The organism is Burkholderia glumae LMG 2196 = ATCC 33617 (assembly GCF_000960995.1).
Taxonomy (GTDB): Bacteria; Pseudomonadota; Gammaproteobacteria; order Burkholderiales; family Burkholderiaceae; genus Burkholderia; species Burkholderia glumae.
Window position 1 is genome coordinate 465,376 of sequence record NZ_CP009435.1, and the last position, 20,675, is coordinate 486,050.

Consider the following 20,675-nt stretch of genomic DNA (forward strand, 5'->3'; position numbering starts at 1 on the left):
GGCCCTAGCCGCGCTCGTCCCGGTCGGCCTGCTCCTCCTGGTAGCGCGCCTCGAAGTCGTGCAGCCGCGCGGTGATGATCGACTGCTCGTAGAAGCTGACCGACTTGTCGTCACGCGCCTCCTGCAGCTGACGGATCGCCGACGGCCACGCGCCGCCGAGCGCGAGCTGCTCGGCCAGCGCGCGGCGCCGCATGATCGCATCGCCGCTGCCCTGCGCCGCCTGCGCGAGATAGCGCCACCAGTCGGGCTGGCGCGGGTCCGCCTGGGCCTGCTCCTGCGCGAGCGCCTGCGCCTGGCCGAAGCGCTTCGCCGCGAGCAGCGCCTCCAGATGCATCGCGATCGCCGCGTGCGAGGCCAGCCAGCGCTGCTGCGCCGCCGCCGCGAGCCGCACCGCGTCGGCGGCGCGGCCGGCGCGGCGCGCGATGTCGGCCGCCAGCACGTCGAGGCTCGGCGAGCTGGCGGGGAGCGCGCCCTGGTCGGCCTCGAACCGTTCGAAACGCCCGCGCGCGGCCGCGAGCGCCGCATCCGCCTCCGGATAGCGGCCGAGCAGCATCTCGCCGAGCGCGATGCCGTACCAGTTGGCCGCCACGTTCGGCGCGAGCCGGTCGTCGATCTCGCCGCGCATGCGCCGCACCTCGTCGGCGATGTCGGACGGCGCGCGCAGCTGCAGCACCCGCAGCCGTGCGCGCACGAAGCCGTATTCGCTCGACTGGCGCGGCTGGCGGTACGGCGCGCGGCGCGCGCGTGCCTCCATGTCGGCGATCCGGTCGATGGTGAGCGGATGGGTGCGCGCGTATTCGGGCACGCCCGCGTCGCCCATCGACGCGCGCTCCAGGCGCTCGAAGAAGCCGGGCATGCCATACGGATCGAAGCCGGCGCCCGCGAGCAGTTGGAAGCCCACGCGATCCGCCTCGCGCTCGGCGCCGCGCGAGAAGCGCAGCTGGTTGTCAACCGCGTAGGCCTGGCCGCCCACCGCGATCGCGCTGCCCAGATCGCCGCTGCGCGCGAGCACGCCGGCCAGCACCCCGAGCAGCATCGCCGCGAGCGCCGCGTAGCCCGTCTTCTCGCTCGCGCCGAGCATGCGCGCGATGTGCCGCTGCAGCACGTGGCCCATTTCGTGGCCGAGCACCGAGGCCAGCTCGGACTCGGTGCGCGTCACGATCACGAGGCCGGTGTTCACGCCGATGAAGCCGCCCGGCAGCGAGAAGGCGTTGATCTGCGCATCGCGCATCGGGAACAGGTCGAAATCGGGACGATCGCCGCCGATGAACTGCGCGGCCGCCGCCGCCGACAGTTTCGCCGCGACCGCGTTGAGGTAGTCGCGCGCGAGCCAGTCGTCGAGATAGTCGGGGTCGCGCCGGATCTCGCGCATCACGCGCTCGCCGAGACGGCGCTCGGCCTGCGGCGTCAGCGCGCCGCCCGAGCCGTCGCCGAGGTCGGGCAGCTGCGGGTTGTGCAGCGGCCCGCGCAGGCTCGGCGCCGCCGCGCCGGGCGTGCCCGCGAGCCGGGCATGCTCGCCGCCGTAGGTGCCGAACACGCCCGGCGCGATCTCGGGCGGAATCTCGGGGGCCGTGGAAATGGCGTCGAGAACGCGCGGCAGCGGCGGCGTGGGCGACGACTGCGCGCGGCTGCCCGGCGGCAGCGCGAGGGCGAGCGACAGCGACACGGCGAGCAGGGATTTCGGACGCATGGATGACATCGAACGCGGCGGAGGCGACGGGCGGCCCGCGACGCGATTCGACGGCGGCGCGCGGCGCGCCCCGGAATCCACGCCGGGCGAATCGCGCTCATTGTACTGGGGCGGCGCGCTGCTATGATGGGCGCCCATCTTCAGGAGCGCATCATGTCAGGACTGACTCACTTCGACGCGGCAGGCCACGCGCATATGGTGGACGTCGGCGACAAACAGGAAACGCGCCGCGTGGCCGTGGCACGCGGCATGATCCGGATGCTGCCCGACACGCTCGCGCTGATCCGCGACGGCCGCGCCAAGAAGGGCGACGTGATCGGCGTGGCGCGGATCGCGGCGATCCAGGGCGCGAAGCGCACGGCGGACCTGATCCCGCTCTGCCACCCGCTCGCGCTCACGCGCGTGACGGTCGATTTCGAGTTCGACGAGGCGCTGCCGGGCGTGCGGTGTACCGCGCAGGTCGAGACGCTGGGCCGGACCGGGGTGGAGATGGAGGCGCTGACGGCCGTGCAGGTCGGGCTGCTGACCGTCTACGACATGTGCAAGGCGGTGGATCGCGGGATGACCATCACCGACGTGCGGGTGGTGGAGAAGAAAGGCGGGAAGTCGGGGGAGTGGAAGGCGGAGGGCTGAGCCGCCGGCGGCTTCGCGCCGATGCGCAGGGCTGGCGGGCGGGCCCCCGCACCATCCGGCGCAACCCGCCGCCGCAAGCGGAAATACCCGCTCCGCCCCGCCGGCGCCACCTCAGAACGCGGTACGGATACCCACGCGGGCGACGGTCTGGTTACCCGTGGACGACTCCTCGAGCGCGCCGATCGACGCATTCTGATTGCCCGAGGCGTGCTGATAGAGACCCTGCAGATAGATCTCGGTGCGCCGCGACAGGTGGTAGCCCACCGTCACCCCGAGCTCGTTGTAATGGGGGCTGTTGAGCGGCGCCGTGACGCGAACCGACGGGTCCCGCTTCAGGCCGTCGATCCGAATCGACGAGCTGGTGTACAGGTACATCATCGCCAGATACCACGCCGGCGTGAGGTCGTATTTCGCGTTGAACTCGAGGTTGTCGAATCGCACGTGACGCAGGAAGGTGGTTCTCGGCGCGCCGTCGAGGTTCGTATGCGTGTAGACCAAACCGAAGGTCGCCGCCCCGAACGCATAGCCGAGGCCCGCGGCCGCCACGGTCTGCCTGGCCGCCTCGTAGGGCGTCCCCACCGCGGCGCCGCTGGTGTTCCGATCCTCGCCGTCGACATTCAGGAACGCCGCCGCCGCCACCAGCGAGCCGAGGCGGTAGCGCGCGCCCGCGCTCCAGGCGCGGTTCGACGTGAAGCCGCCGGCCTGGTTGCTGAAGCCGTACAGGCCGCCGAACTGCAGCCCCGCGTATTCCGGGCTCGCGTACTTGATCGCGTTGTTGATGCGGAACGTCTCGTCGAGATTGTCGGCGTCGAACGGGTGCGAGAACAACGACCCGCCCCAGCTGCCGGCCGCGCTCAGCGGCGCGACGTAGTCGGCCACGGAATCGTACTGGCGGCCCAGCGTCAGCGTGCCGAGGCGCTCCGAGGCCAGGCCGACGAAGGCCTGGCGACCGAACATCTCGCCGCCCTGCGAAAGCGCACCGTTATTGAGGTTGAAGCCGTTCTCGAGCTGGAAGACGGCATGCAGGCCGCCGCCGAGGTCCTCGCTGCCCTTCAGGCCCCAGCGGTCGCCGAGCTGACGGTTGCCGCTCACCAGCCGGTAGGCCGACTTCCCGCCCAGATTGCTGGCGTACTCGAAGCCTTCGTCGATCGTCCCGTACAGCGTGACGCTGCTCTGTGCATGGGCGATGCCGGCACCGACGGCCAGCACCGCAGGAACGAGTGTTTTTGCTATTTTCATGAAATCCCCGTAAAGCGCGTTTGATTCGTGATGATGTTGTGCGCTGCGACCAAGACTGCGGACGGGGATTGTAGAGAGGCAAACTTTCGCGGCGTTTACCGGTGTGGCCGCAACGCGACACGTGGATCGCGGCGACGGATTTCCAGCCCGCACCGGCGGCGCCATCCTCGCAACGGCAGGCCGTCAAGCGTGCGGTGATCGTAGGGAAAACGAAGCATCCCGTCAGCGATCCGCAATCGGTCCGTCATGGATGCGCAATCGGTTCACGCACCCTCGCCGCCTCACTGCCACGGCACCGCCACGCCGGCGATGGCCGGACCGATCCAGTCGGTCAGCCTCCGCACCCCCGCGCCTTCGCCTCGGCCGCGTGCCGCTGCCTCAGCAGCGCGGGAATCTCGCTCGCGTAGCTGGCCCGCGCCGCTTCGTCGGCCGGCCCGAACGTCTCGAGCCACGCGGCCTCGGACCGAATCCGCAGATCGAGCTGGTCGCCCGGCATGACCGGCAGATCGGCGGAGCGCGCGTCGCGCTCGTATTTCAGTTCGACGAACTTCCCCTGCGCCTACCATCGGCAGGCCGGATCGGGACGCTGCTGCGTGCTCGCCGATTCGTCGCTCTCCGGCAGCGCGCAGCCGTTCGGCAAATAGGCCGTGCCTTCCTCCTGATTCACCGGCGACGAGTCCGCCGCGCGAGCCTCCCGGTTGCGTCATTCGAATCGGTCGGAGCCGCTGCGGATGTCCGGCACGTGCAGGTCGGCCCGGATCGGCTCGGGCGGCTGGCCGAACACGCGCGAGATCCCCCCTGGCCGCGCGCGGCCGTCTTCAGCAGATCGCCGCGCAGTTGCAGCAGGTGATCGAGGCTCGGCACCGGCTCGCCGGGTTCGTCCTTGTCACTGCAGCGCTCCGCCGTAGGGCCCGGCAGCCTGCGCGAACGCGACGAGATGGGTAGGCGGCTGCGTCGGTGAACTGCTGCAAGGCATCGATGCCCGCCGGCATCGCGGCGCGACGCCGGCGCGTCATTTGCCCGGCGTGCCGGCCGGCTCGAACACGAACGGCTGCGTCAGCGTGAACGGCGCGGGCCGGCCGCTGCCTGCGGCATGCTGCGTGCAGTGCGCGCGCGACATCGCCGCCACGGCGGCCCGGTCCGCCGCCGCGTTGCGGCTGCTGGTGGTGATCGTCACGTTCTCGGGCTCGCCGGCGGTGTTGATCAGCGCGCGCACGAGCACCGTCAGCGGACGATCGAGCGCACGCGCATCGGACGGATAGACGGCCACCGGAATCGAGCACGACAGCGTGTTGTCGTGCGACTGGAAGGTCGCGCAGCCGGCAAGCTGCGCAGCCAGGAGCGGCAAGGCGAAACGCTTTGCGTGGCGAATCATCTGGAAGGCTTCCCCGTAAGTTATGTCTTATGTCGCGCGGGCGCGCTCGTGATGGTGGCGGCCCCGCATGGTCTCGCTGCGTGGTGTGGCCGTTCGGAAGCGGCGCGCGACGAGCTTACCGCATCGGCTTCGCCGGCGTCAGCAAGGCGTCGCAAATCTGCGTCGTCAGCGCTGGCCGGATGCCGCGGCCGCAGGAGGCGAGCCTCGTGCCGCTGCCGACATCGAGGCTGCCGCGTGCATCGCTCGTGAGCCCGGCGTCGGTGCCGGGATTGCCGGCAGGCACGCCTTGCTCGGCGCTGGCGCCGCCGGCGAGCCACCGGCTCCGGGATGCGCAACTGCGGCAGGCCGGCGGCATCGCGAAGACAGCCCGGCATCAGCGACGGGCCGCCTTGATCGCGCCGCCGGGCTGCTCGGGCAGGCCGATCATGACGCTGGCGGCGACGGCCCGGCCGGTGCGAAGCGGCATCGCGATCCTCCGGCGATGGACGGCGGGGCTGCCGAGCCGCCGCCAGGACAGCCGTGGCTTCGCGCTCGCCCGCGCCGGCGCCGCGTCATGCGGGCGGAATCGACGGCCTTTGCAGCAAGCCCGTGCCGCAGGAGCGAGGCCGAGTTGGTGCCCGTCCTGCGGGCCTGTGCGGTGCATCGCTCGGCTGCGGGAACGCACGCCCCGCGGCACGCCGCGGCGAGGCGGCCCGGGCCTCGCGTGCGCTCCTGCGCTCGTGCGCTCGTGCGTCAGTCGTCCGAATCGTCGCCGTCGTCAGCGTCGTCCGGCGCGGCCGCGTCCTTGCCGTAGCGCGCCACCAGCGCCTGCTTGAAGGCGCCCAGCGTGGGCTGCGCGTCGACGAGCTTGTAGAGCGCCGCAAGCTGCGCGGGCCAGTCGTGCAGTTCCTCGGCGAAGATCCGCAGGCGCGCGACCGTGTCGAGCGCGTCGCCGTCGCGCCCGTCGAGCGCTTGGAGCACCGCGTAGCGGCGCAGCACGGTCTCGCCCGGCAGCAGCGCGATCGCGCGCTGGTGTGCGGCCAGCTTGGCCGGCAGGCCCTCGCGCGAGATCGGCATCAGGGTCGCCGCGCCGTATTCGCCCCAGGCGCCGAACAGGAACGCCGGCGCCGCGCGATACTGCTCGGCCGGGTTCGTGCCGTAATAGAGCACCTCGGCGCGCTGATAGTCGCGCAGCACCGGATACAGCGCGAGCAGCGCCGCCACCGACACGATCGCGAACACCGCATAGGCGAGCCGCCCCGGCAGTGCGCGCAGCGCGCGCGTCTCGAGCAGGCCGATCACGAACATCGCGGGCAGCGTGAAGAACGTGTATTGCTGCGGGTACTCGACGAGCGCATGCATCAGCAGCACGCCCAGCAGCGCGAGACCGTAGAGCCGCTCGCCGGTGTGCGGCACGCGCAGCACGCGCACGAACCACAGCAGCAGCGTGACGAGCAGCGCGCCAAGGCCTAGCAAGCCCGATTTCGCGAGCAGATCGATGAAGATGTCGTGCGAGTTGTTGGCGATCTCGACGCCGCCGAGCGCGCGCACCAGCTCGAACTGATGCAGCGGGAATTCGCCCCAGCCCACGCCGAGCCACGGATGCTCACGGAACATCGTCAGCCCGTACTTCCAGAGCGCGAGGCGCGGCGCGATCTGCCCGGCGTCGCGCATGCGCTCGGCGGCCGATTCCGCGAGACCGAGGTGATAGTGCAGATTGGCCCAGCGCACCGCCACGTTCACCGCGACGAACACCACCGCCAGCGCGAGCGGATACAGCCACGCCGCGCCGCGCCCCTGGCCGCGCCGCGCCGCGGCCAGCGCCGTCCAGAGCCCCGCCGCCACCATCACCGCCACCTGCAGCCACGGCCCGCGCGACACCGTGAACGCGAGCCCGGCCGACAGCACGATCGACAGCGGCAGCCAGCCCCAGGCAGGCAGCCGGCGCGCCTGCGCGAGATAGAGCGTGCTCGCCAGCGCGAACGCGATGTAGGTGGCCAGGTGGTTCGCCTGCGCCATGTTGCCGTATGGCCGGCGGTCGGCGAGCACGCCGTAGCTGACCACGAACGGCGAGAACGTGGATTCGAGATGGAGCAGTTGCACCACCTGGCAGCCCACCGCGAACACCCCGCCGACGATCAGCGCGCCGGCCATCATCCGCGCGACCGCCTCCACCGACAGCACGCGACCCAGCACGTAGCCCGACTGCATCGCCACCAGCGAGGCGAGCAGGTAGCCGAGCGCGAGCCCGTTCATGGACGGCTGCGACAGCGGCAGCACCAGCGTCTGCACGACCAGTACCGCGCCGAACGCGAGCGGCGCGCCCCAGGCGAGCGGCGCCGCGAACGGCCGCACCGCGCGCTCGCCGCGCGCGAGCAGCACCACCAGCACGCCGAGCAACGCATAGAGGCCGAATGCGGTGAATTCGGAATAGAACGTCGGGATCGGATAGGTGTGGTTGGTAACCGCGTAGGGCAGGATCAGGGCGACGGCAAGCGCAATCAGCGCCAGAGAACGCAGAACGGATGAGGGCATGAGCGAACCGGATGTCAGCAACCGGCGCACTATACAAAAAATTTCCGGCGCTGAGTCGCCCGTGTGCGCAACTGTCGGCACATCGTCAGCCGCGGCCGGTCTGCCGATGGTCCGCCCCCGTTTGCCGGCGCGCCCGCTCGCGCCTGGCGCGCGCCAGGCGGGCGTTGGCCGCGCGGCGTTGCCGGCTCACCGCCCCGCCCCGCGCATGCGGTCGGGCAAAGCCGGCCCGCGCTAGGTGCGGCACTCCGGCGGCGCGAGCCGGCCCGCCAGCGTCGCCGCGTCGGCCGGCATCGGCCCGGCGCCCGGTGCCGGCAGCGACGAGGCCGTCTTGCCCGCCGCGAAACATTCCCAGGTGATCGAGCCGGCCTGCAGGCTGCCCTTCGCGAGCGCGACGCGGCCGGTGGGCGCCTCGGCGTTGTCGGGCGCGGACGGCACCAGCACCAGCGTGTTGGAGCCGGCCGGCGCGACGCGCGTGGTGTAGGCGATGCGGATCTGGCCGGTGTCGTCGTCGATCGTGATCGATTCGACGTTGCGCGTGGCGGGCGGCGACCCGTATCCGCTGCCGAACGCGGCGCCGCTCGCCGCGTTCTCCGCCACCGCGAGCCGCGCAGAGGCGGCGAGCGAGATGCCCTCGCCGACACGGCTGCGGGCCAGGTAGTCTTGGTAGGCGGGGATCGCGTAGGCCGCGACCACGCCGACGATGGCCAGCACGATCATCAACTCGATCAGCGTGAAGGCGCGCAGCCGTGCCCGGCCGGGGCCGGCCGGCGCGCGCATGCGCATGCCGCGAAGGCGCCGCGAGAACAGGTGAAAGAGAGCAAGGGACAGGGCTTCGAACATGCAGGGCTCCGGAAACGAACGATGCCCGTCGATGACAGGACGGGCACCTCGATCCTAGCCAGCGCGTCGCGCGCCGGGCAGTCGGCCGGACGGCCAGGGTCGCGGCCGGGGCAAGCACGCGCGCATCGCCCTCGCCCGCCGCGGCCGCGTCGGGCCGAGGCGGCGAGGCCGCCCCTCAATGCGCGCCGGCCGGGCGGCGGCGCCGCTTCCACGCCATGCCGGCCACCACCACCAGGATCGCCCCGGCGATGCTCGCGCCATATCCGGCGGCGGGCGCGTCGAGCTGCGGCCAGCGGTCGAGCGCGGGGTCGGCGATGATCAGCCCGCCCGCGATCCAGCCGAGCAGCGCCGCGCCGAGCATCACGATCACCGGGAAACGGTCGAGCAGTTTCAATACCAGCGTGCTGCCCCAGACGATCACCGGGATGCTGACCACCAGGCCGAAGATCACGAGCGCGAGCCGATGCTCCGGGTCGGCGCGCTCGGCGGCGCCCGCGATCGCGATCACGTTGTCGATGCTCATCACCGCGTCGGCCACGATGATGGTGCGCACCGCGGCCCACAGCCGGTCCGCGCCCTGGATGCCGTCGTGCGCGGCGTCGTCGGGCACCAGCAGCTTCGCGCCGATCCAGAGCAGCAGCAGGCCGCCCGCGAGCTTCAGGAACGGGATATCGAGCAGCAGCACCGCGAACGTGATCAACACCACGCGCAGCACGATCGCCCCCACGGTGCCCCAGATCACGCCGCGCAGGCGTTGCGAGTCCGGCAGGTTGCGGCAGGCCAGTGCGATCACGACGGCGTTGTCGCCGCCGAGCAGCAGATCGATGACGACGATCTGCAGGACGGCGCCCCAATGAAGCGTGGCGAGAAATTCGATCATCGGCAGGAATGGCAGCAAAGAAGAAGATGGGAACAGACGCGGGCGAACGGCTGGTGCCGGCGGCGGGGCGTGGCGCGAAGCCGGGCGCGCTCGAGGCGCGGCGCGGTCGCGGCGGCGAAGACCGGACGGCGCGGCCGCCGGCGCGGGTCGAACATCGCGGCGCGACGCAGTGCCGACCCGGGCCGCCGCCCACGCCGTCCGTGAAGACTAGCAAAAAAAACGCCGGCGCGAAGCCGGCGTTTCCTTACCGCGGGGCGGGACGCCCCAACCGAAATTCAGATCGCTGCCTTCAGCAGACGGCCCATTTCGGACGGATTGCGCGTGACCTTGATGCCGCACGCGTCCATGATTTCCAGCTTCGCCTCGGCCGTATCCGCACCGCCCGAGATCAGCGCGCCGGCGTGGCCCATGCGCTTGCCCGGAGGCGCCGTGACACCGGCGATGAAGCCGACCACCGGCTTCTTCATGTTGCCCTTGATCCACTCGGCCGCCGTCGCTTCGTCCGGGCCGCCGATTTCGCCGATCATCACGACCGCGTCCGTCTCCGGATCGTCGTTGAACATCTTCATCACGTCGATGTGCTTGAGGCCGTTGATCGGATCGCCGCCGATACCGACCGCCGACGACTGGCCCAGGCCCAGCGCCGTCAGCTGCGCGACCGCTTCATACGTCAGCGTGCCCGAACGCGACACGACGCCGATGCGGCCCTTGCGGTGGATGTGACCCGGCATGATGCCGATCTTCAGCTCGTCCGGCGTGATCGTGCCCGGGCAGTTCGGCCCGAGCAGCAGCGTCTTGCGGCCTTCGCGGCGCATGCGGTCCTTCACTTCGATCATGTCGCGGACCGGAATGCCTTCCGTGATGCAGATCGCGAGATCGAGATCGGCCTCGACGGCTTCCCAGATGGCCGCTGCCGCGCCTGCCGGCGGCACGTAGATGACCGACACGGTCGCACCGGTCTCGGCCTTCGCTTCCTTGACGCTCGCGTAGATCGGAATACCTTCGAAATCCTCGCCGGCCTTCTTCGGGTTCACGCCCGCGACGAATGCCTCGCGGCCGTTCGCGTATTCGCGGCAAGCGCGCGTGTGGAACTGGCCCGTCTTGCCGGTGATGCCCTGCGTGATGACCTTGGTGTCTTTGTTGATCAGAATCGACATGTATTGACCTCTGTTCGATAGGCGTCGCGAACCGGCGCGCCGCCATGCGTGTTCAATGCAACGATGCTTACTTGCCGGCAGCGGCCGCCACGACCTTCTGCGCCGCTTCTTCCATGCTGTCCGCCGAGATGATCGGCAGGCCGGATTCGGCGAGCATCTTCTTGCCCAGGTCCTCGTTGGTGCCCTTCATGCGCACCACGAGCGGCACGCCCAGATTGACGGCCTTCGAGCCGGCGATCACGCCCTCGGCGATCACGTCGCAGCGCATGATGCCGCCGAAGATGTTCACCAGGATCGCCTTCAGGTCCGGGTTCTTCAGCATCAGCTTGAACGCTTCGGTCACCTTCTCGGTGGTCGCGCCGCCGCCCACGTCGAGGAAGTTGGCCGGCTCGCCGCCGAACAGCTTGATCGTGTCCATGGTCGCCATCGCCAGGCCGGCACCGTTCACCAGGCAGCCGATGTTGCCGTCGAGCGAGATGTAGGCCAGGTCGAACTTCGAGGCTTCGATTTCAGCCGGATCTTCTTCGTCCAGATCGCGGTACGCGACGATTTCCGGATGACGGAACAGCGCGTTCGAATCGAAGTTGAACTTCGCGTCGAGCGCGATCACCTTGCCGTCGCCCGTCAGCACCAGCGGGTTGATTTCGGCCAGCGACGCGTCGGTTTCCCAGAACGCCTTGTACAGGTTCTGCAGGATCGCGCGCGCTTGCGGCAGCGAGGCAGCCGGCACGCCGATCTTGGTGGCGAGCTCGTCGGCTTCCGCGTCCTGCAGGCCCTTCGACGGCTCGACGGCGACCTTGTGCAGCGCCTCCGGCGTCTTTTCCGCGACTTCCTCGATGTCCATTCCGCCTTCGCTCGAGGCCATCACGACGACCTTCTGCGTGACGCGATCGATCACGATGCCGACGTACAGTTCCTTCTTGATGTCGGCGCCTTCCTCGATCAGCAGGCGATTCACCTTCTGGCCTTCCGGGCCGGTCTGGTGGGTCTTCAGCTGCATGCCGAGGATCTGGCTCGCGTATTCACGGACCTGGTCGAGCGATTTGGCCACCTTCACGCCACCGCCCTTGCCGCGGCCGCCCGCGTGGATCTGCGCCTTGACGACCCACACCGGGCCGCCCAGCTCTTCCGCCACCTTCAGCGCCTCGTCCACCGAGAACGCCGGCTTGCCGCGCGGGACCGCGACGCCGAACTTCCGCAGGATTTCCTTACCCTGGTACTCGTGAATCTTCATGCGTGATTCCTTCAGTCTGAGAGTTGGATGAAAAGTCGATTGAATGTCGCTTCTTTCTACTGATGTTTCCGATCATTCGTGCGCGCCGCCCGCGCGGCAGACGCGCGTGGCGGCTCGCGCCGAGCCATGTCGGAGAGAACGGCCGGCCCCCCGGGCGCCGCGCTGGCCCGCGCCGCCGTGCCCGGTTCCGTCTGCTCGTCGCGCGGCGGCTGCCCGGCCACGCCGGACGCGCCCGAGCCGCACCGGCGCGGCCGGCGAAGCGGTGCGCGATGCGACGGGAGAAAACGGGGGAAACGTGAACGCTGGAAAGTGAGCGGCGCGGACTGGGCAGGCGGGATGGGCGGCTTCGCGGCGACCGGAATGTCTTGTCCGGGCGGACGACGCGGCGGCGTCGACGACCTGGGATTCGCGATCGGAGCGGGGGCTGAGCCCGAGTTCATGGTTCGGCTGTCCACTCGGTCGCGTGCGTCGTGCCGGTGGCGCCGCGCGATGCGGGCCGGCCGGCGCAGCGACGACGCTGCCACGCACGCCGCCGCGCGGGTCGGTTTCCGCCGCGGCCGCGCAATGGCGCGGCTGGCGTGACACGGGCTCGAATGACGGCATGCGAAAGGTTGAGGCCGAATAGGAAAACCGGCGGATTTTAGCATACCGGGTGTTTGTCGCGCCGCCACGGAATATCCGGTGTGACCCGCATTGGCAAAGCGAATGCAGTGCAACATGACGGGTCGGAACCCGGGGCCGGCGCGGCGGACACGGCACGGCGCACGGCCGACCGGCGCCTGCGTGCATGCGGACCAAGGCGGGCCGACCACGGTACGGTGCCGCTAGAATTCGCCGAACTCGTCGTCGCCGACCTTCAGCAGCTTCACGATCGTGGCACTGGAAAACCCGCGCGAGGCGAGGAAACGCGCCTGCTTCGCACGTTCGGCCGGAGTGGCGGGCAGGCTGCCGAACTTCTTGCGCCACACGGCCTGCGCGCGGCTGAACTCGGTTTCCCGCAATTGCTCGCCCACCGACTCGACGAGCGCGCCGTCCACCGCATGACGCCTCAGCTCGCCGAGAATGCGCGCCGTGCCGAGCCGCGACGCGCGGCGATGCACGAGGCTCTCGGTGAAGCGCGCGTCGGACAGCCAGCCCTCGTGCTCGAGCGCGTCGAGCAGCGCCTCGGGCGCATCGCCTTCCCCGACATGGGGCGCCAGCTTGCGCGCGAGTTCCGAACGGCTGTATTCGCGGCGCGACAGGTAATCGAGCGCACGCCCTTTCAGCGAACGCGCCGGGCGTGCCCGCGCGGGGCGCAGCGTTTCGTCGGCTTCGCGGGATTCGGCGGATGGGGATGCCTGCGCGGCACCGATGCCGCCATCCGGGCGCGACTCGCGGTGCTCGAACGGCCCCGCTGCGCGGCGGCCGCGGCGGGCCTGCTCGCTGGTGCGGGAATAGTGGTCGCCGCCCGCGCTCTCGAAGTGGCGGCCGCTGGACGAACGCGGTACGGCCGGCGCGACCGGCCGCGCCGCGCCGTCGTGAGCGGACATCGGCGAACTCGCCGCGCCGCGCACGGTGCGGGTGCGGATGCCGCGCGCCACGTCATGAGCCTCGAACGACTCGTCGGAATCGAAGGCGCCAGTGGCGCGGTCCGCCGCAGCGGTCGAACCCGCCGGCGCAGCGCAATCCGTCGTATCCGGCCCGCCGCGCCGTCGCGCGGGCGCGCCGGCAGCGGCCGCCTCGCCCGGCGCTGCGCCCGCAAACGACACGAGGGCATCGTCCGATGCCCTCGTTGCGCAGCGGCCCGCGGGCCGCCCGTCGCGCGAAACCGGCGCCGCCGTGGATCGATCGTCCGGCCCGCCATCGGCCGCGCGATCCTCGCGCGGCGACGTGGGCGACGATGCGTCCGAGCGGCCGCGGCCTCGACGCATCACTCTTCTTCGTCCAGCACCTCGTCGGCCTCGGAGCCGCCGCCGATCACGTCCTGCGGCATCGCCGCCACGCCGAGCGATTCGCGGATGCGGTTCTCGATCTCGCGGGCGATATCGGGATTCTCGCGCAGGAATTCACGCGCGTTGTCCTTGCCCTGGCCGATCTTCTCGCCGTTGTAGCTGTACCAGGCGCCGGCCTTGTCGACGATCTTGGCCTGCACGCCGAGATCGATGATCTCGCCCTGGCGCGAGATGCCCTCGCCGTAGAGGATGTCGAAGATCGACTCGCGGAACGGCGGCGAGACCTTGTTCTTGACGACCTTCACGCGCGTTTCGTTGCCGATCACCTCGTCGTTCTTCTTGATCGAGCCGATCCGGCGGATGTCGAGGCGCACCGACGCGTAGAACTTCAGCGCGTTGCCGCCCGTGGTGGTTTCCGGGTTGCCGAACATCACGCCGATCTTCATGCGGATCTGGTTGATGAAGATGACGAGGCAGTTGGTGCGCTTGATCGTACCGGTGAGCTTGCGCAGCGCCTGCGACATCAGGCGGGCCTGCAGGCCCGGCAGCGAATCGCCCATCTCGCCTTCGATTTCGGCCTTCGGCACCAGCGCCGCGACCGAGTCGATCACGATCATGTCGATCGAGCCCGAGCGCACCAGCGCGTCGGTGATTTCGAGCGCCTGCTCGCCCGTGTCCGGCTGCGAGATCAGCAACTCCGGCACGTTCACGCCGAGCTTCGCCGCGTACTGCACGTCGAGCGCGTGTTCCGCGTCGATGAACGCCGCGGTGCCGCCGAGCTTCTGCATCTCGGCGATCACCTGCAGCGTGAGAGTGGTCTTACCCGACGATTCCGGACCGTAGATCTCGACCACGCGGCCGCGCGGCAGGCCGCCGACGCCGAGCGCGATGTCGAGGCCGAGCGAGCCGGTGGAGACCACCTGGATGTCTTCCTTGGCCTCGGCATCGCCGAGCTTCATGATCGAGCCCTTGCCGAACTGCTTCTCGATCTGCGCAAGCGCGGCGGCCAGCGCCTTGCTCTTTTCCGCGGTCAGCCCGGCGCCTTTCTTGCTATCTTCCATGAATCGTCCTTTGCTATGATGAGCAGCGTCTGATTGGGGCGCACCGGGCAGACAAGCCGTTAGGTGCACGAATGCAGACACTGTATAAAAAAACAGTGGTTTGTGCAAGCCCGATTTGCGGGTTTCGCACGTCCGATCCACTCCGGAGACACCGCGCCCGCGCCACCTCGCCGTGCCGCCGGCCCACGGCCACGCACCATGCGAATCCTGATTGCCGAAGACGACAGCATACTCGCGGACGGCTTGACCCGATCACTCCGCCAGTCGGGCTATGCCGTCGACCACGTGTGCAGCGGCGTCGACGCCGACACCGCGCTGTCGATGCAGACCTTCGACCTGCTGATCCTCGACCTCGGCCTGCCGAAGATGCCCGGCCTGGACGTGCTGCGGCGCCTGCGCGCGCGCAATTCGGTGCTGCCGGTGCTGATCCTGACCGCCGCCGACAGCGTCGACGAGCGCGTGAAGGGGCTCGATCTCGGCGCCGACGACTACATGGCCAAGCCGTTCGCGCTCAACGAACTCGAGGCGCGCGTGCGCGCGCTGACGCGGCGCGGCGCCGGGGGCGGCCCGACCGTGATCCGCCACGGCTCGCTGAGCTTCGACCAGGTCGGCCGGCTGGCCTATGCCAACGAGCGCGTGCTCGACCTCTCGGCGCGCGAGCTCGGGCTGCTGGAAGTGCTGCTGCAGCGCGTGGGCCGGCTCGTCTCGAAGGAGCAGCTCGTCGACCACCTCTGTGAATGGGGCGAGGAAGTCAGCAACAATGCGATCGAGGTGTACGTCCACCGGCTACGCAAGAAGATCGAGCCGAGCGGCGCCCGTATCGCGACCGTGCGGGGCCTCGGCTACTGCCTCGAAAAGGCCGCGCCGGCCGCCGATCCGGCCTCGACCGGCGCCCCGGCGGGATCGGTCGGGGCAGCCGGGGCGGTCGACCCCGCGGCGACGCCGTCGCTGCGCTGACGGGCGCCCGCGCCGCGCGCGCCACGGCCATGAGCCCGCCGCTTCGCGCCGCTCGGCGCCCCGCCGACCTGCGCGACGCCGAACGCGACGCGCGCTACGAGGATCCGTTCGCGCCGCCCGACGACGCCGACGCCGGCGAGGCCACGCGAGCGCGCTCGCTGTTCGGCGAGATCCTCGACTGGATGCTCGCGCCGCTGCTGCTGCTCTGGCCGATGAGCATCGCCGTCACCTATCTGGTGGCCAAGACGATCGCCAACGGCCCGTTCGACCGCGCGCTCGAGACCGACGCCTACGTGCTCGCCCGCCAGATCACGCCCGTCAACGGCGCGGCCGAGCTGGTGCTGCCGCGCGCGACGCTCGACCTGCTGCGCGCCGACAACGTCGACAGCCTCTACTTCCAGGTGCTCGGCGCGCGCGGCGAGCTGGTGGCGGGCGAGGCCGACCTGCCGCTGCCGCGCGACGACGACCGCCCGCCGCCCGGCGTCGTGGTGTTCCGCGACGACCTGCTGCGCGGCAACGAGATCCGCGTGGCCTACACCACCGTCGCGCTGCCCGGCGTGCGCGGCGCGCAGCCCGTGCTGGTGCAGGTGGGCGAGACGCTCGACAAGCGCAACGCGCTCGCCAACGACATCATCAAGGGCGTGATCCTGCCGCAATTCGTGATCCTGCCGCTGGCCATCGTGCTGGTCTGGTTCGGGCTCTCGCGCGGGCTCGCGCCGCTCACCGCCCTGCAGGCGCAGATCCGCGAGCGGCGCCCCGACGACCTTTCCCCCGTCGATGCGCAGCGCGCGCCGCCCGAGATCGAGCCGCTCGTCACCTCGTTCAACGACCTGCTCGCGCGCCTGGAGCAGAACATCGCACTGCAGAAGCGCTTCATCGCCGACGCGGCGCATCAGATGAAGACACCGCTCGCCGGCCTGCGCACCCAGGCCGAACTCGCGCTGCGGCACGACGTATCGGCCGAGGTAGCGCGCTCGCTCGAGCAGATCGCGACGAGCTCGAGCCAGGCCGCCCGGCTCGTCACGCAGCTGCTCGCGCTCGCGCGGGCCGAGAACCGCGCGAGCGGCCTGACCTTCGAGCCCGTGGATCCGGCCGCACTTGCGCGCGTGACGGTGCGCGACTGGATGCAGGCCGCGTTCGCGCGGCACATGGATCTCGGCTACGAAGGGCCGGATGCCGACGGCGAACCGGCCGGCGCCGCACCACTCGTGATCGACGGCAACCCGGTGATGCTGCGCGAGATGCTCGGCAACCTGATCGACAACGCGATCCGCTACACGCCCGAGGGCGGCCGCATCACGGTACGGGTGCGCGCCGGCTCCCGCGCGCCCGGCGGCGACGTGCCGCCGGACCATGTCCATCTCGAGGTCGAGGACACCGGCCCCGGCATTCCCGTGCACGAACGCGGCCGCGTGCTCGAACGTTTCTACCGGATTCTCGGCCGCGGCGGGGAAGGCAGCGGGCTGGGGCTCGCGATCGTGCGCGAGATCGTGGCCCAGCACGGCGGCACGCTGACGATCGAGGATCATGTCTATCAGGCGTCGCCGCCGCGCGCCGGCACGCTGGTACGCGTCAGCTTCGCGCCGCGCCGAGCCGCCCGGGAATAACCCTGAGCCGCCGCCCCGCGGGCAGTCTCGCGCAGCGGCGAATTCGCACGTAAAGCGGAAATGCGCGATGTTGACGGCTAGTTTTTGGCGAATTCCCCGATCTTGTCGCCGCCACCGCGCCCCTCTCCCGACAAACCCTGATCGCCGCACCAGTCAGTAGGCCGTAAGTTTGCCCGCCAATAATCGTCGCCAGTTCGTCAGGATGGCGAACCGACATATCGACATCAAGATTGGAGACGACTCATGGCGACAGTAGGCGAACACATCGCGCATTCGCCGATGACGAGTGACGAGAAGCGGGTGATCTTCGCGTCGTCGCTCGGCACCGTGTTCGAGTGGTACGACTTTTATCTGGCCGGCTCGCTCGCGGCCTACATCAGCAAGAGCTTCTTTTCCGGCGTCAACCCGACCGCCGCGTTCATCTTCACGCTGCTCGGGTTCGCTGCCGGCTTCGCCGTGCGCCCGTTCGGCGCGATCGTGTTCGGCCGGCTCGGCGACATGGTCGGGCGCAAGTACACGTTCCTGATGACCATCGTGATCATGGGGCTGTCGACCTTCGTGGTGGGCTTCCTGCCCGGCTACGCGTCGATCGGCATTGCCGCGCCGGTGATCTTCATCGTGATGCGGCTGCTGCAGGGGCTCGCGCTGGGCGGCGAGTACGGCGGCGCGGCCACCTACGTGGCCGAGCACGCGCCGTCGAACCGGCGCGGCTTCTATACCGCGTGGATCCAGACCACCGCCACGCTGGGCCTGTTCCTGTCGCTGCTGGTGATTCTCGGCGTGCGCCTGGCGCTCGGCGAGGACGCGTTCGCCGCCTGGGCATGGCGCATCCCGTTCGTCGCCTCGATCCTGCTGCTCGGCGTGTCGGTATGGATTCGGCTGCAACTCGACGAATCGCCGGTGTTCCTGCGCATCAAGGCCGAGGGCAAGACCTCGAAGGCGCCGCTGACCGAGGCGTTCGGCCAGTGGAAGAACCTGAAGATCGTGATCCTCGCGCTGGTCGGGCTGACCGCCGGGCAGGCCGTGGTCTGGTACACGGGCCAGTTCTACGCGCTGTTCTTCCTGACCCAGACGCTGAAGGTGGACGGCAGCAGCGCCAACATCCTGATCGCCATCGCGCTCCTGATCGGCACACCGTTCTTCCTGTTCTTCGGCTCGCTGTCGGACCGCATCGGCCGCAAGCCGATCATCCTGGCCGGCTGCCTGATCGCCGCGCTCTCCTACTTCCCGCTGTTCAAGGCGCTCACGCACTACACGAACCCGGCGCTGGAGACCGCAACGCAGAAGGCGCCGATCAGCGTGATCGCGAACCCGGACGAATGCTCGTTCCAGTTCAACCCGGTGGGCACGGCGAAGTTCACGAACTCGTGCGACGTGGCGAAGGCGGCGCTGGCGAAGGCCGGGCTCAACTACGACAACGTGGCCGCGCCGGCCGGCACGCTGGCGCAGATCAAGGTGGGCGAGACGGTGATCGACACCTATGACGGCAAGGCCGCCGACGCCAAGCTGAAGGCCGCCGCGTTCGACAAGACGCTGGCCGCGACGCTGAAGGGCGCCGGCTACCCGGCGAAGGCCGACCCGTCGCAGATCAACTGGCCGATGGCGATCGTGGTGCTGACGATCCTCGTGATCTTCGTGACGATGGTGTACGGGCCGATCGCGGCGATGCTGGTGGAGATGTTCCCGACGCGGATCCGCTACACGTCGATGTCGCTGCCCTATCACATCGGCAACGGCTGGTTCGGCGGCTTCCTGCCGGCCACGGCGTTCGCGATCGTGGCCGCCAAGGGCAACATCTACTCGGGGCTCTGGTATCCGATCACGATCGCGCTGGTGACGTTCGTGATCGGGCTGCTGTTCGTGAAGGAGACGAAGGGGTCGAACATCTACTCGCAGGATTGAGGCGAGCGGGCGGGGCGGTGGCGCCTAGCTGAAAAAATTCGAGGAAAGTGTTGACACTGCCACGATCTTTCCTCATAATCCGTCTTCTGTTGGCGAATTAGCTCAGTCGGTTAGAGCGACGGAATCATAATCCGCAGGTCCGGGGTTCGAGTCCCTGATTCGCCACCAAATCAGCGCAGAGGCCCGTGTTCTCAGGAACACGGGCCTTTTGCCATTCGGCGCGCGGTGAGCCACTTGGTGAGCCATCCGCCGATGCACAAGTGGAGCAGCTCCCTGAAACGCCGTACACGGCCACTCACTTAACGCGGGGAGCGGGTCACACCCAAATTCAAACCTCTAACATTACTTTTGGCGCCGAGCGCCATCGTCATATTTCCCATCCGCGATACTCCAAGGCACGCTCGATGTAACCCCTGTCTGGATAGTGCCGACGGGATTCGGGGAAAACCAAGGTGGGCCGCAGCGATCTCTAGAAATTTCCCAACCCTCCGTCGAGCCCATCTTCTTGCAGCTCACGGGCCCTCCGCTCACTGACCTGCCAGTCACTCCCCGCGTTGACACAGCTGTTTTTCAATCGCAGCTTTATCGATAATCGACCAGACTTCCTGAATTCTGTCGTCGCGAAACTTATAGAAAACATTTTCGGTGAACACAACCCGCTTGCCTTGCACGGGAAGCCCGAGAAAGGTCCCGACTGGAGTGCAGTCGAAGTGCAAACGGCTTGCGATGTGCGGTGGCTCGCAAACGATGAGCTTAATGTCGAAGCACAAATCCGGAATTTCGCGGAAATCCCTTTCGAGCATCTCGCGATAGCCCGATAAGCCGATCGTTTTCCCGTTGTACACCACGTCGTCGCTGACAAAGCGTCCGAGCCTGGACCAGTCCTGCGCGTTCAGACACGCAATATAGTCTCGGTACACCTCGGAAAGATTGACTTCTGCCATTGCGAGGCTCCTCGTGAGTTGGCCGATCGGCTGATTTTCAGCGATTCGCCTCGCGATGTCGAACGTTCCCGCCAGCTTCAGGGTCATATCTCGAAACGCTTTCGGCTCGTCACTCCACCAGACAACATCATCGCGACAGAACCACCGGCCATCCCGCGCACTCCCCGGAAAGCAGCGCCGGTCCGCCGACATTAACTTGGTACAAGCTGACCACTTCAGCTCCTGCAACCGGCATCCATGCAGGCAATCCGAACGCCCCCAAACTGAATTTTTCAGCATCCTGTTGACCTTGACCGTCGTGACAAACGCGCCAAGGAGATGGGTAAGCCAACCCTCGATGCCGAACCGCGGGCACGGATCGCACCACTGCTGCCACCGCCAAAGCCGCGCCGCTTCGGATATCCCGACCGCAAGCCAGTTGTGGACGATCTGCGCGCTGAATCCATGCCGCTTCGACACCCCGGCAGCCGGCGCCTCGTCCGCCTCGCGCAGGATCCTGGCCATTTGCCATTGCGTGAACCGCCTCTGGTTCACGATTTTCTTTCTGCATTGAAAGCTATTCTCTCAAGCGCCAACCGGTCCGAAACCGGCCGGGCAGGTCAATTACCGCGATTACATGGTGCCGACAAAGATTACACAACGATTAACAAAGAGCTTGCGCGGTTCGGAAAGCGGACCAAGCGGCGCCGCGAATGCGCCGCTCCCAGGCAC

Annotated in this window: 18 protein-coding genes and 1 tRNA gene; 7 read left to right on the forward strand and 12 right to left on the reverse strand. The window is 69.0% G+C overall.

The features are described from left to right. Nucleotides 1–4: 4 nt before the first annotated feature. A complete protein-coding gene (locus KS03_RS14705) occupies nt 5–1,690 on the reverse strand; it encodes a M48 family metalloprotease (protein WP_015876904.1) in 1,686 nt (561 codons plus the stop codon). Between KS03_RS14705 and KS03_RS33075 the strand changes: the two genes are divergently transcribed. Together KS03_RS33075 and moaC are read left to right on the forward strand one after the other, a co-directional pair. Then, nucleotides 1,689–1,817 carry a hypothetical protein gene (locus tag KS03_RS33075; RefSeq protein ID WP_017433166.1) on the forward strand — a complete coding sequence of 43 codons (129 nt, stop codon included), beginning with the start codon at nt 1,689–1,691 and terminating at the stop codon, nt 1,815–1,817. The genes KS03_RS14705 and KS03_RS33075 overlap by 2 nt on opposite strands. 26 nt (nt 1,818–1,843) lie before the next feature. Continuing rightward, entirely contained in the window at nt 1,844–2,323 is a 480-nt protein-coding gene (gene moaC, locus KS03_RS14710; protein ID WP_035980809.1) for a cyclic pyranopterin monophosphate synthase MoaC, read from the forward strand. A gap of 111 nt (nt 2,324–2,434) precedes the next feature. On the opposite strand, the gene KS03_RS14715 is transcribed toward moaC, so the two are convergent. Continuing rightward, a complete protein-coding gene (locus KS03_RS14715; protein WP_015876906.1) occupies nt 2,435–3,562 on the reverse strand; it encodes a porin in 1,128 nt (375 codons plus the stop codon). Between the two features lie 331 nt (nt 3,563–3,893). Further along, nucleotides 3,894–4,058, reverse strand: a complete 165-nt coding sequence (locus tag KS03_RS32825) for a hypothetical protein (protein ID WP_017433164.1) — start codon at nt 4,056–4,058, stop codon at nt 3,894–3,896. Here KS03_RS32825 and KS03_RS32170 point away from each other — a divergent pair. Then, entirely contained in the window at nt 4,057–4,206 is a 150-nt protein-coding gene (locus KS03_RS32170; RefSeq protein ID WP_017433163.1) for a hypothetical protein, read from the forward strand. The two genes, KS03_RS32825 and KS03_RS32170, sit on opposite strands and share 2 nt — an antisense overlap. A 368-nt stretch (nt 4,207–4,574) precedes the next feature. Here the strand turns inward: KS03_RS32170 and KS03_RS14720 are convergent, their stop codons facing one another. The 8 genes from KS03_RS14720 to recA form a co-directional block, all read right to left on the reverse strand. Further along, the gene (locus KS03_RS14720; RefSeq protein WP_015876907.1) at nt 4,575–4,937 is read right to left on the reverse strand and encodes a TonB family protein; all 363 of its coding nucleotides are present in this window, start codon (nt 4,935–4,937) and stop codon (nt 4,575–4,577) included. 732 nt (nt 4,938–5,669) lie between these two features. Continuing rightward, on the reverse strand, nt 5,670–7,451 hold the full coding sequence (locus KS03_RS14730; RefSeq protein ID WP_035983017.1) for a PglL family O-oligosaccharyltransferase: 1,782 nt from the start codon (nt 7,449–7,451) through the stop codon (nt 5,670–5,672). A 231-nt stretch (nt 7,452–7,682) separates the two neighbouring features. Next, nucleotides 7,683–8,291: a pilin gene (locus KS03_RS14735; RefSeq protein ID WP_015876909.1), complete on the reverse strand. Its 609-nt coding sequence runs from the start codon at nt 8,289–8,291 to the stop codon at nt 7,683–7,685. 175 nt (nt 8,292–8,466) lie between these two features. Next, a complete protein-coding gene (locus KS03_RS14740) occupies nt 8,467–9,171 on the reverse strand; it encodes a TerC family protein (protein WP_015876910.1) in 705 nt (234 codons plus the stop codon). Nucleotides 9,172–9,446: 275 nt separating this feature from the next. Beyond that, nucleotides 9,447–10,328, reverse strand: coding sequence for a succinate--CoA ligase subunit alpha (gene sucD / locus KS03_RS14745; protein WP_015876911.1), 882 nt, complete (start codon nt 10,326–10,328; stop codon nt 9,447–9,449). 67 nt (nt 10,329–10,395) lie between these two features. Beyond that, complete coding sequence (gene sucC / locus KS03_RS14750) at nt 10,396–11,577, reverse strand: ADP-forming succinate--CoA ligase subunit beta (protein ID WP_306819433.1); 1,182 nt, start codon at nt 11,575–11,577, stop codon at nt 10,396–10,398. 809 nt (nt 11,578–12,386) lie between these two features. Next, nucleotides 12,387–13,472, reverse strand: coding sequence for a recombination regulator RecX (gene recX / locus KS03_RS14760; RefSeq protein WP_015876914.1), 1,086 nt, complete (start codon nt 13,470–13,472; stop codon nt 12,387–12,389). Further along, nucleotides 13,472–14,554, reverse strand: coding sequence for a recombinase RecA (recA, locus tag KS03_RS14765; protein WP_015876915.1), 1,083 nt, complete (start codon nt 14,552–14,554; stop codon nt 13,472–13,474). The genes recX and recA overlap by 1 nt, the downstream gene beginning before the upstream one ends. Before the next feature lie 198 nt (nt 14,555–14,752). Here recA and KS03_RS14770 point away from each other — a divergent pair, with 198 nt between their 5' ends. The 4 genes from KS03_RS14770 to KS03_RS14785 all read left to right on the forward strand — a co-directional run bounded on the left by KS03_RS14770 (nt 14,753) and on the right by KS03_RS14785 (nt 19,188). Continuing rightward, nucleotides 14,753–15,511, forward strand: coding sequence for a response regulator transcription factor (locus KS03_RS14770; RefSeq protein ID WP_015876916.1), 759 nt, complete (start codon nt 14,753–14,755; stop codon nt 15,509–15,511). Between the two features lie 29 nt (nt 15,512–15,540). Then, nucleotides 15,541–17,118, forward strand: a complete 1,578-nt coding sequence (locus tag KS03_RS14775) for a sensor histidine kinase (protein WP_015876917.1) — start codon at nt 15,541–15,543, stop codon at nt 17,116–17,118. A gap of 243 nt (nt 17,119–17,361) precedes the next feature. Beyond that, nucleotides 17,362–19,020, forward strand: coding sequence for an MFS transporter (locus KS03_RS14780; protein ID WP_015876918.1), 1,659 nt, complete (start codon nt 17,362–17,364; stop codon nt 19,018–19,020). A gap of 91 nt (nt 19,021–19,111) precedes the next feature. Beyond that, a tRNA-Met gene (locus tag KS03_RS14785) sits at nt 19,112–19,188 on the forward strand. Nucleotides 19,189–19,562: 374 nt separating this feature from the next. Here the strand turns inward: KS03_RS14785 and KS03_RS14790 are convergent. Then, nucleotides 19,563–19,964 carry an ester cyclase gene (locus KS03_RS14790; protein ID WP_015876919.1) on the reverse strand — a complete coding sequence of 134 codons (402 nt, stop codon included), beginning with the start codon at nt 19,962–19,964 and terminating at the stop codon, nt 19,563–19,565. Nucleotides 19,965–20,675 lie beyond the last annotated feature (711 nt).

What these genes read in the sequence shown, in the direction of transcription:
- KS03_RS33075 (WP_017433166.1), top strand. Translation starts at nt 1,689, where the DNA reads ATGGATGACATCGAACGCGGCGGAGGCGACGGGCGGCCCGCGACGCGA.
- KS03_RS14735 (WP_015876909.1), bottom strand. Translation starts at nt 8,291, where the DNA reads ATGTTCGAAGCCCTGTCCCTTGCTCTCTTTCACCTGTTCTCGCGGCGC.
- KS03_RS14730 (WP_035983017.1), bottom strand. Translation starts at nt 7,451, where the DNA reads ATGCCCTCATCCGTTCTGCGTTCTCTGGCGCTGATTGCGCTTGCCGTC.
- KS03_RS14715 (WP_015876906.1), bottom strand. Translation starts at nt 3,562, where the DNA reads ATGAAAATAGCAAAAACACTCGTTCCTGCGGTGCTGGCCGTCGGTGCC.
- KS03_RS32825 (WP_017433164.1), bottom strand. Translation starts at nt 4,058, where the DNA reads ATGCCGGGCGACCAGCTCGATCTGCGGATTCGGTCCGAGGCCGCGTGG.
- KS03_RS14740 (WP_015876910.1), bottom strand. Translation starts at nt 9,171, where the DNA reads ATGATCGAATTTCTCGCCACGCTTCATTGGGGCGCCGTCCTGCAGATC.
- KS03_RS14770 (WP_015876916.1), top strand. Translation starts at nt 14,753, where the DNA reads ATGCGAATCCTGATTGCCGAAGACGACAGCATACTCGCGGACGGCTTG.
- recX (WP_015876914.1), bottom strand. Translation starts at nt 13,472, where the DNA reads ATGCGTCGAGGCCGCGGCCGCTCGGACGCATCGTCGCCCACGTCGCCG.
- sucD (WP_015876911.1), bottom strand. Translation starts at nt 10,328, where the DNA reads ATGTCGATTCTGATCAACAAAGACACCAAGGTCATCACGCAGGGCATC.
- KS03_RS14720 (WP_015876907.1), bottom strand. Translation starts at nt 4,937, where the DNA reads ATGATTCGCCACGCAAAGCGTTTCGCCTTGCCGCTCCTGGCTGCGCAG.
- moaC (WP_035980809.1), top strand. Translation starts at nt 1,844, where the DNA reads ATGTCAGGACTGACTCACTTCGACGCGGCAGGCCACGCGCATATGGTG.
- KS03_RS14705 (WP_015876904.1), bottom strand. Translation starts at nt 1,690, where the DNA reads ATGCGTCCGAAATCCCTGCTCGCCGTGTCGCTGTCGCTCGCCCTCGCG.
- KS03_RS32170 (WP_017433163.1), top strand. Translation starts at nt 4,057, where the DNA reads ATGACCGGCAGATCGGCGGAGCGCGCGTCGCGCTCGTATTTCAGTTCG.
- KS03_RS14790 (WP_015876919.1), bottom strand. Translation starts at nt 19,964, where the DNA reads ATGGCAGAAGTCAATCTTTCCGAGGTGTACCGAGACTATATTGCGTGT.
- recA (WP_015876915.1), bottom strand. Translation starts at nt 14,554, where the DNA reads ATGGAAGATAGCAAGAAAGGCGCCGGGCTGACCGCGGAAAAGAGCAAG.
- KS03_RS14775 (WP_015876917.1), top strand. Translation starts at nt 15,541, where the DNA reads ATGAGCCCGCCGCTTCGCGCCGCTCGGCGCCCCGCCGACCTGCGCGAC.
- KS03_RS14780 (WP_015876918.1), top strand. Translation starts at nt 17,362, where the DNA reads ATGGCGACAGTAGGCGAACACATCGCGCATTCGCCGATGACGAGTGAC.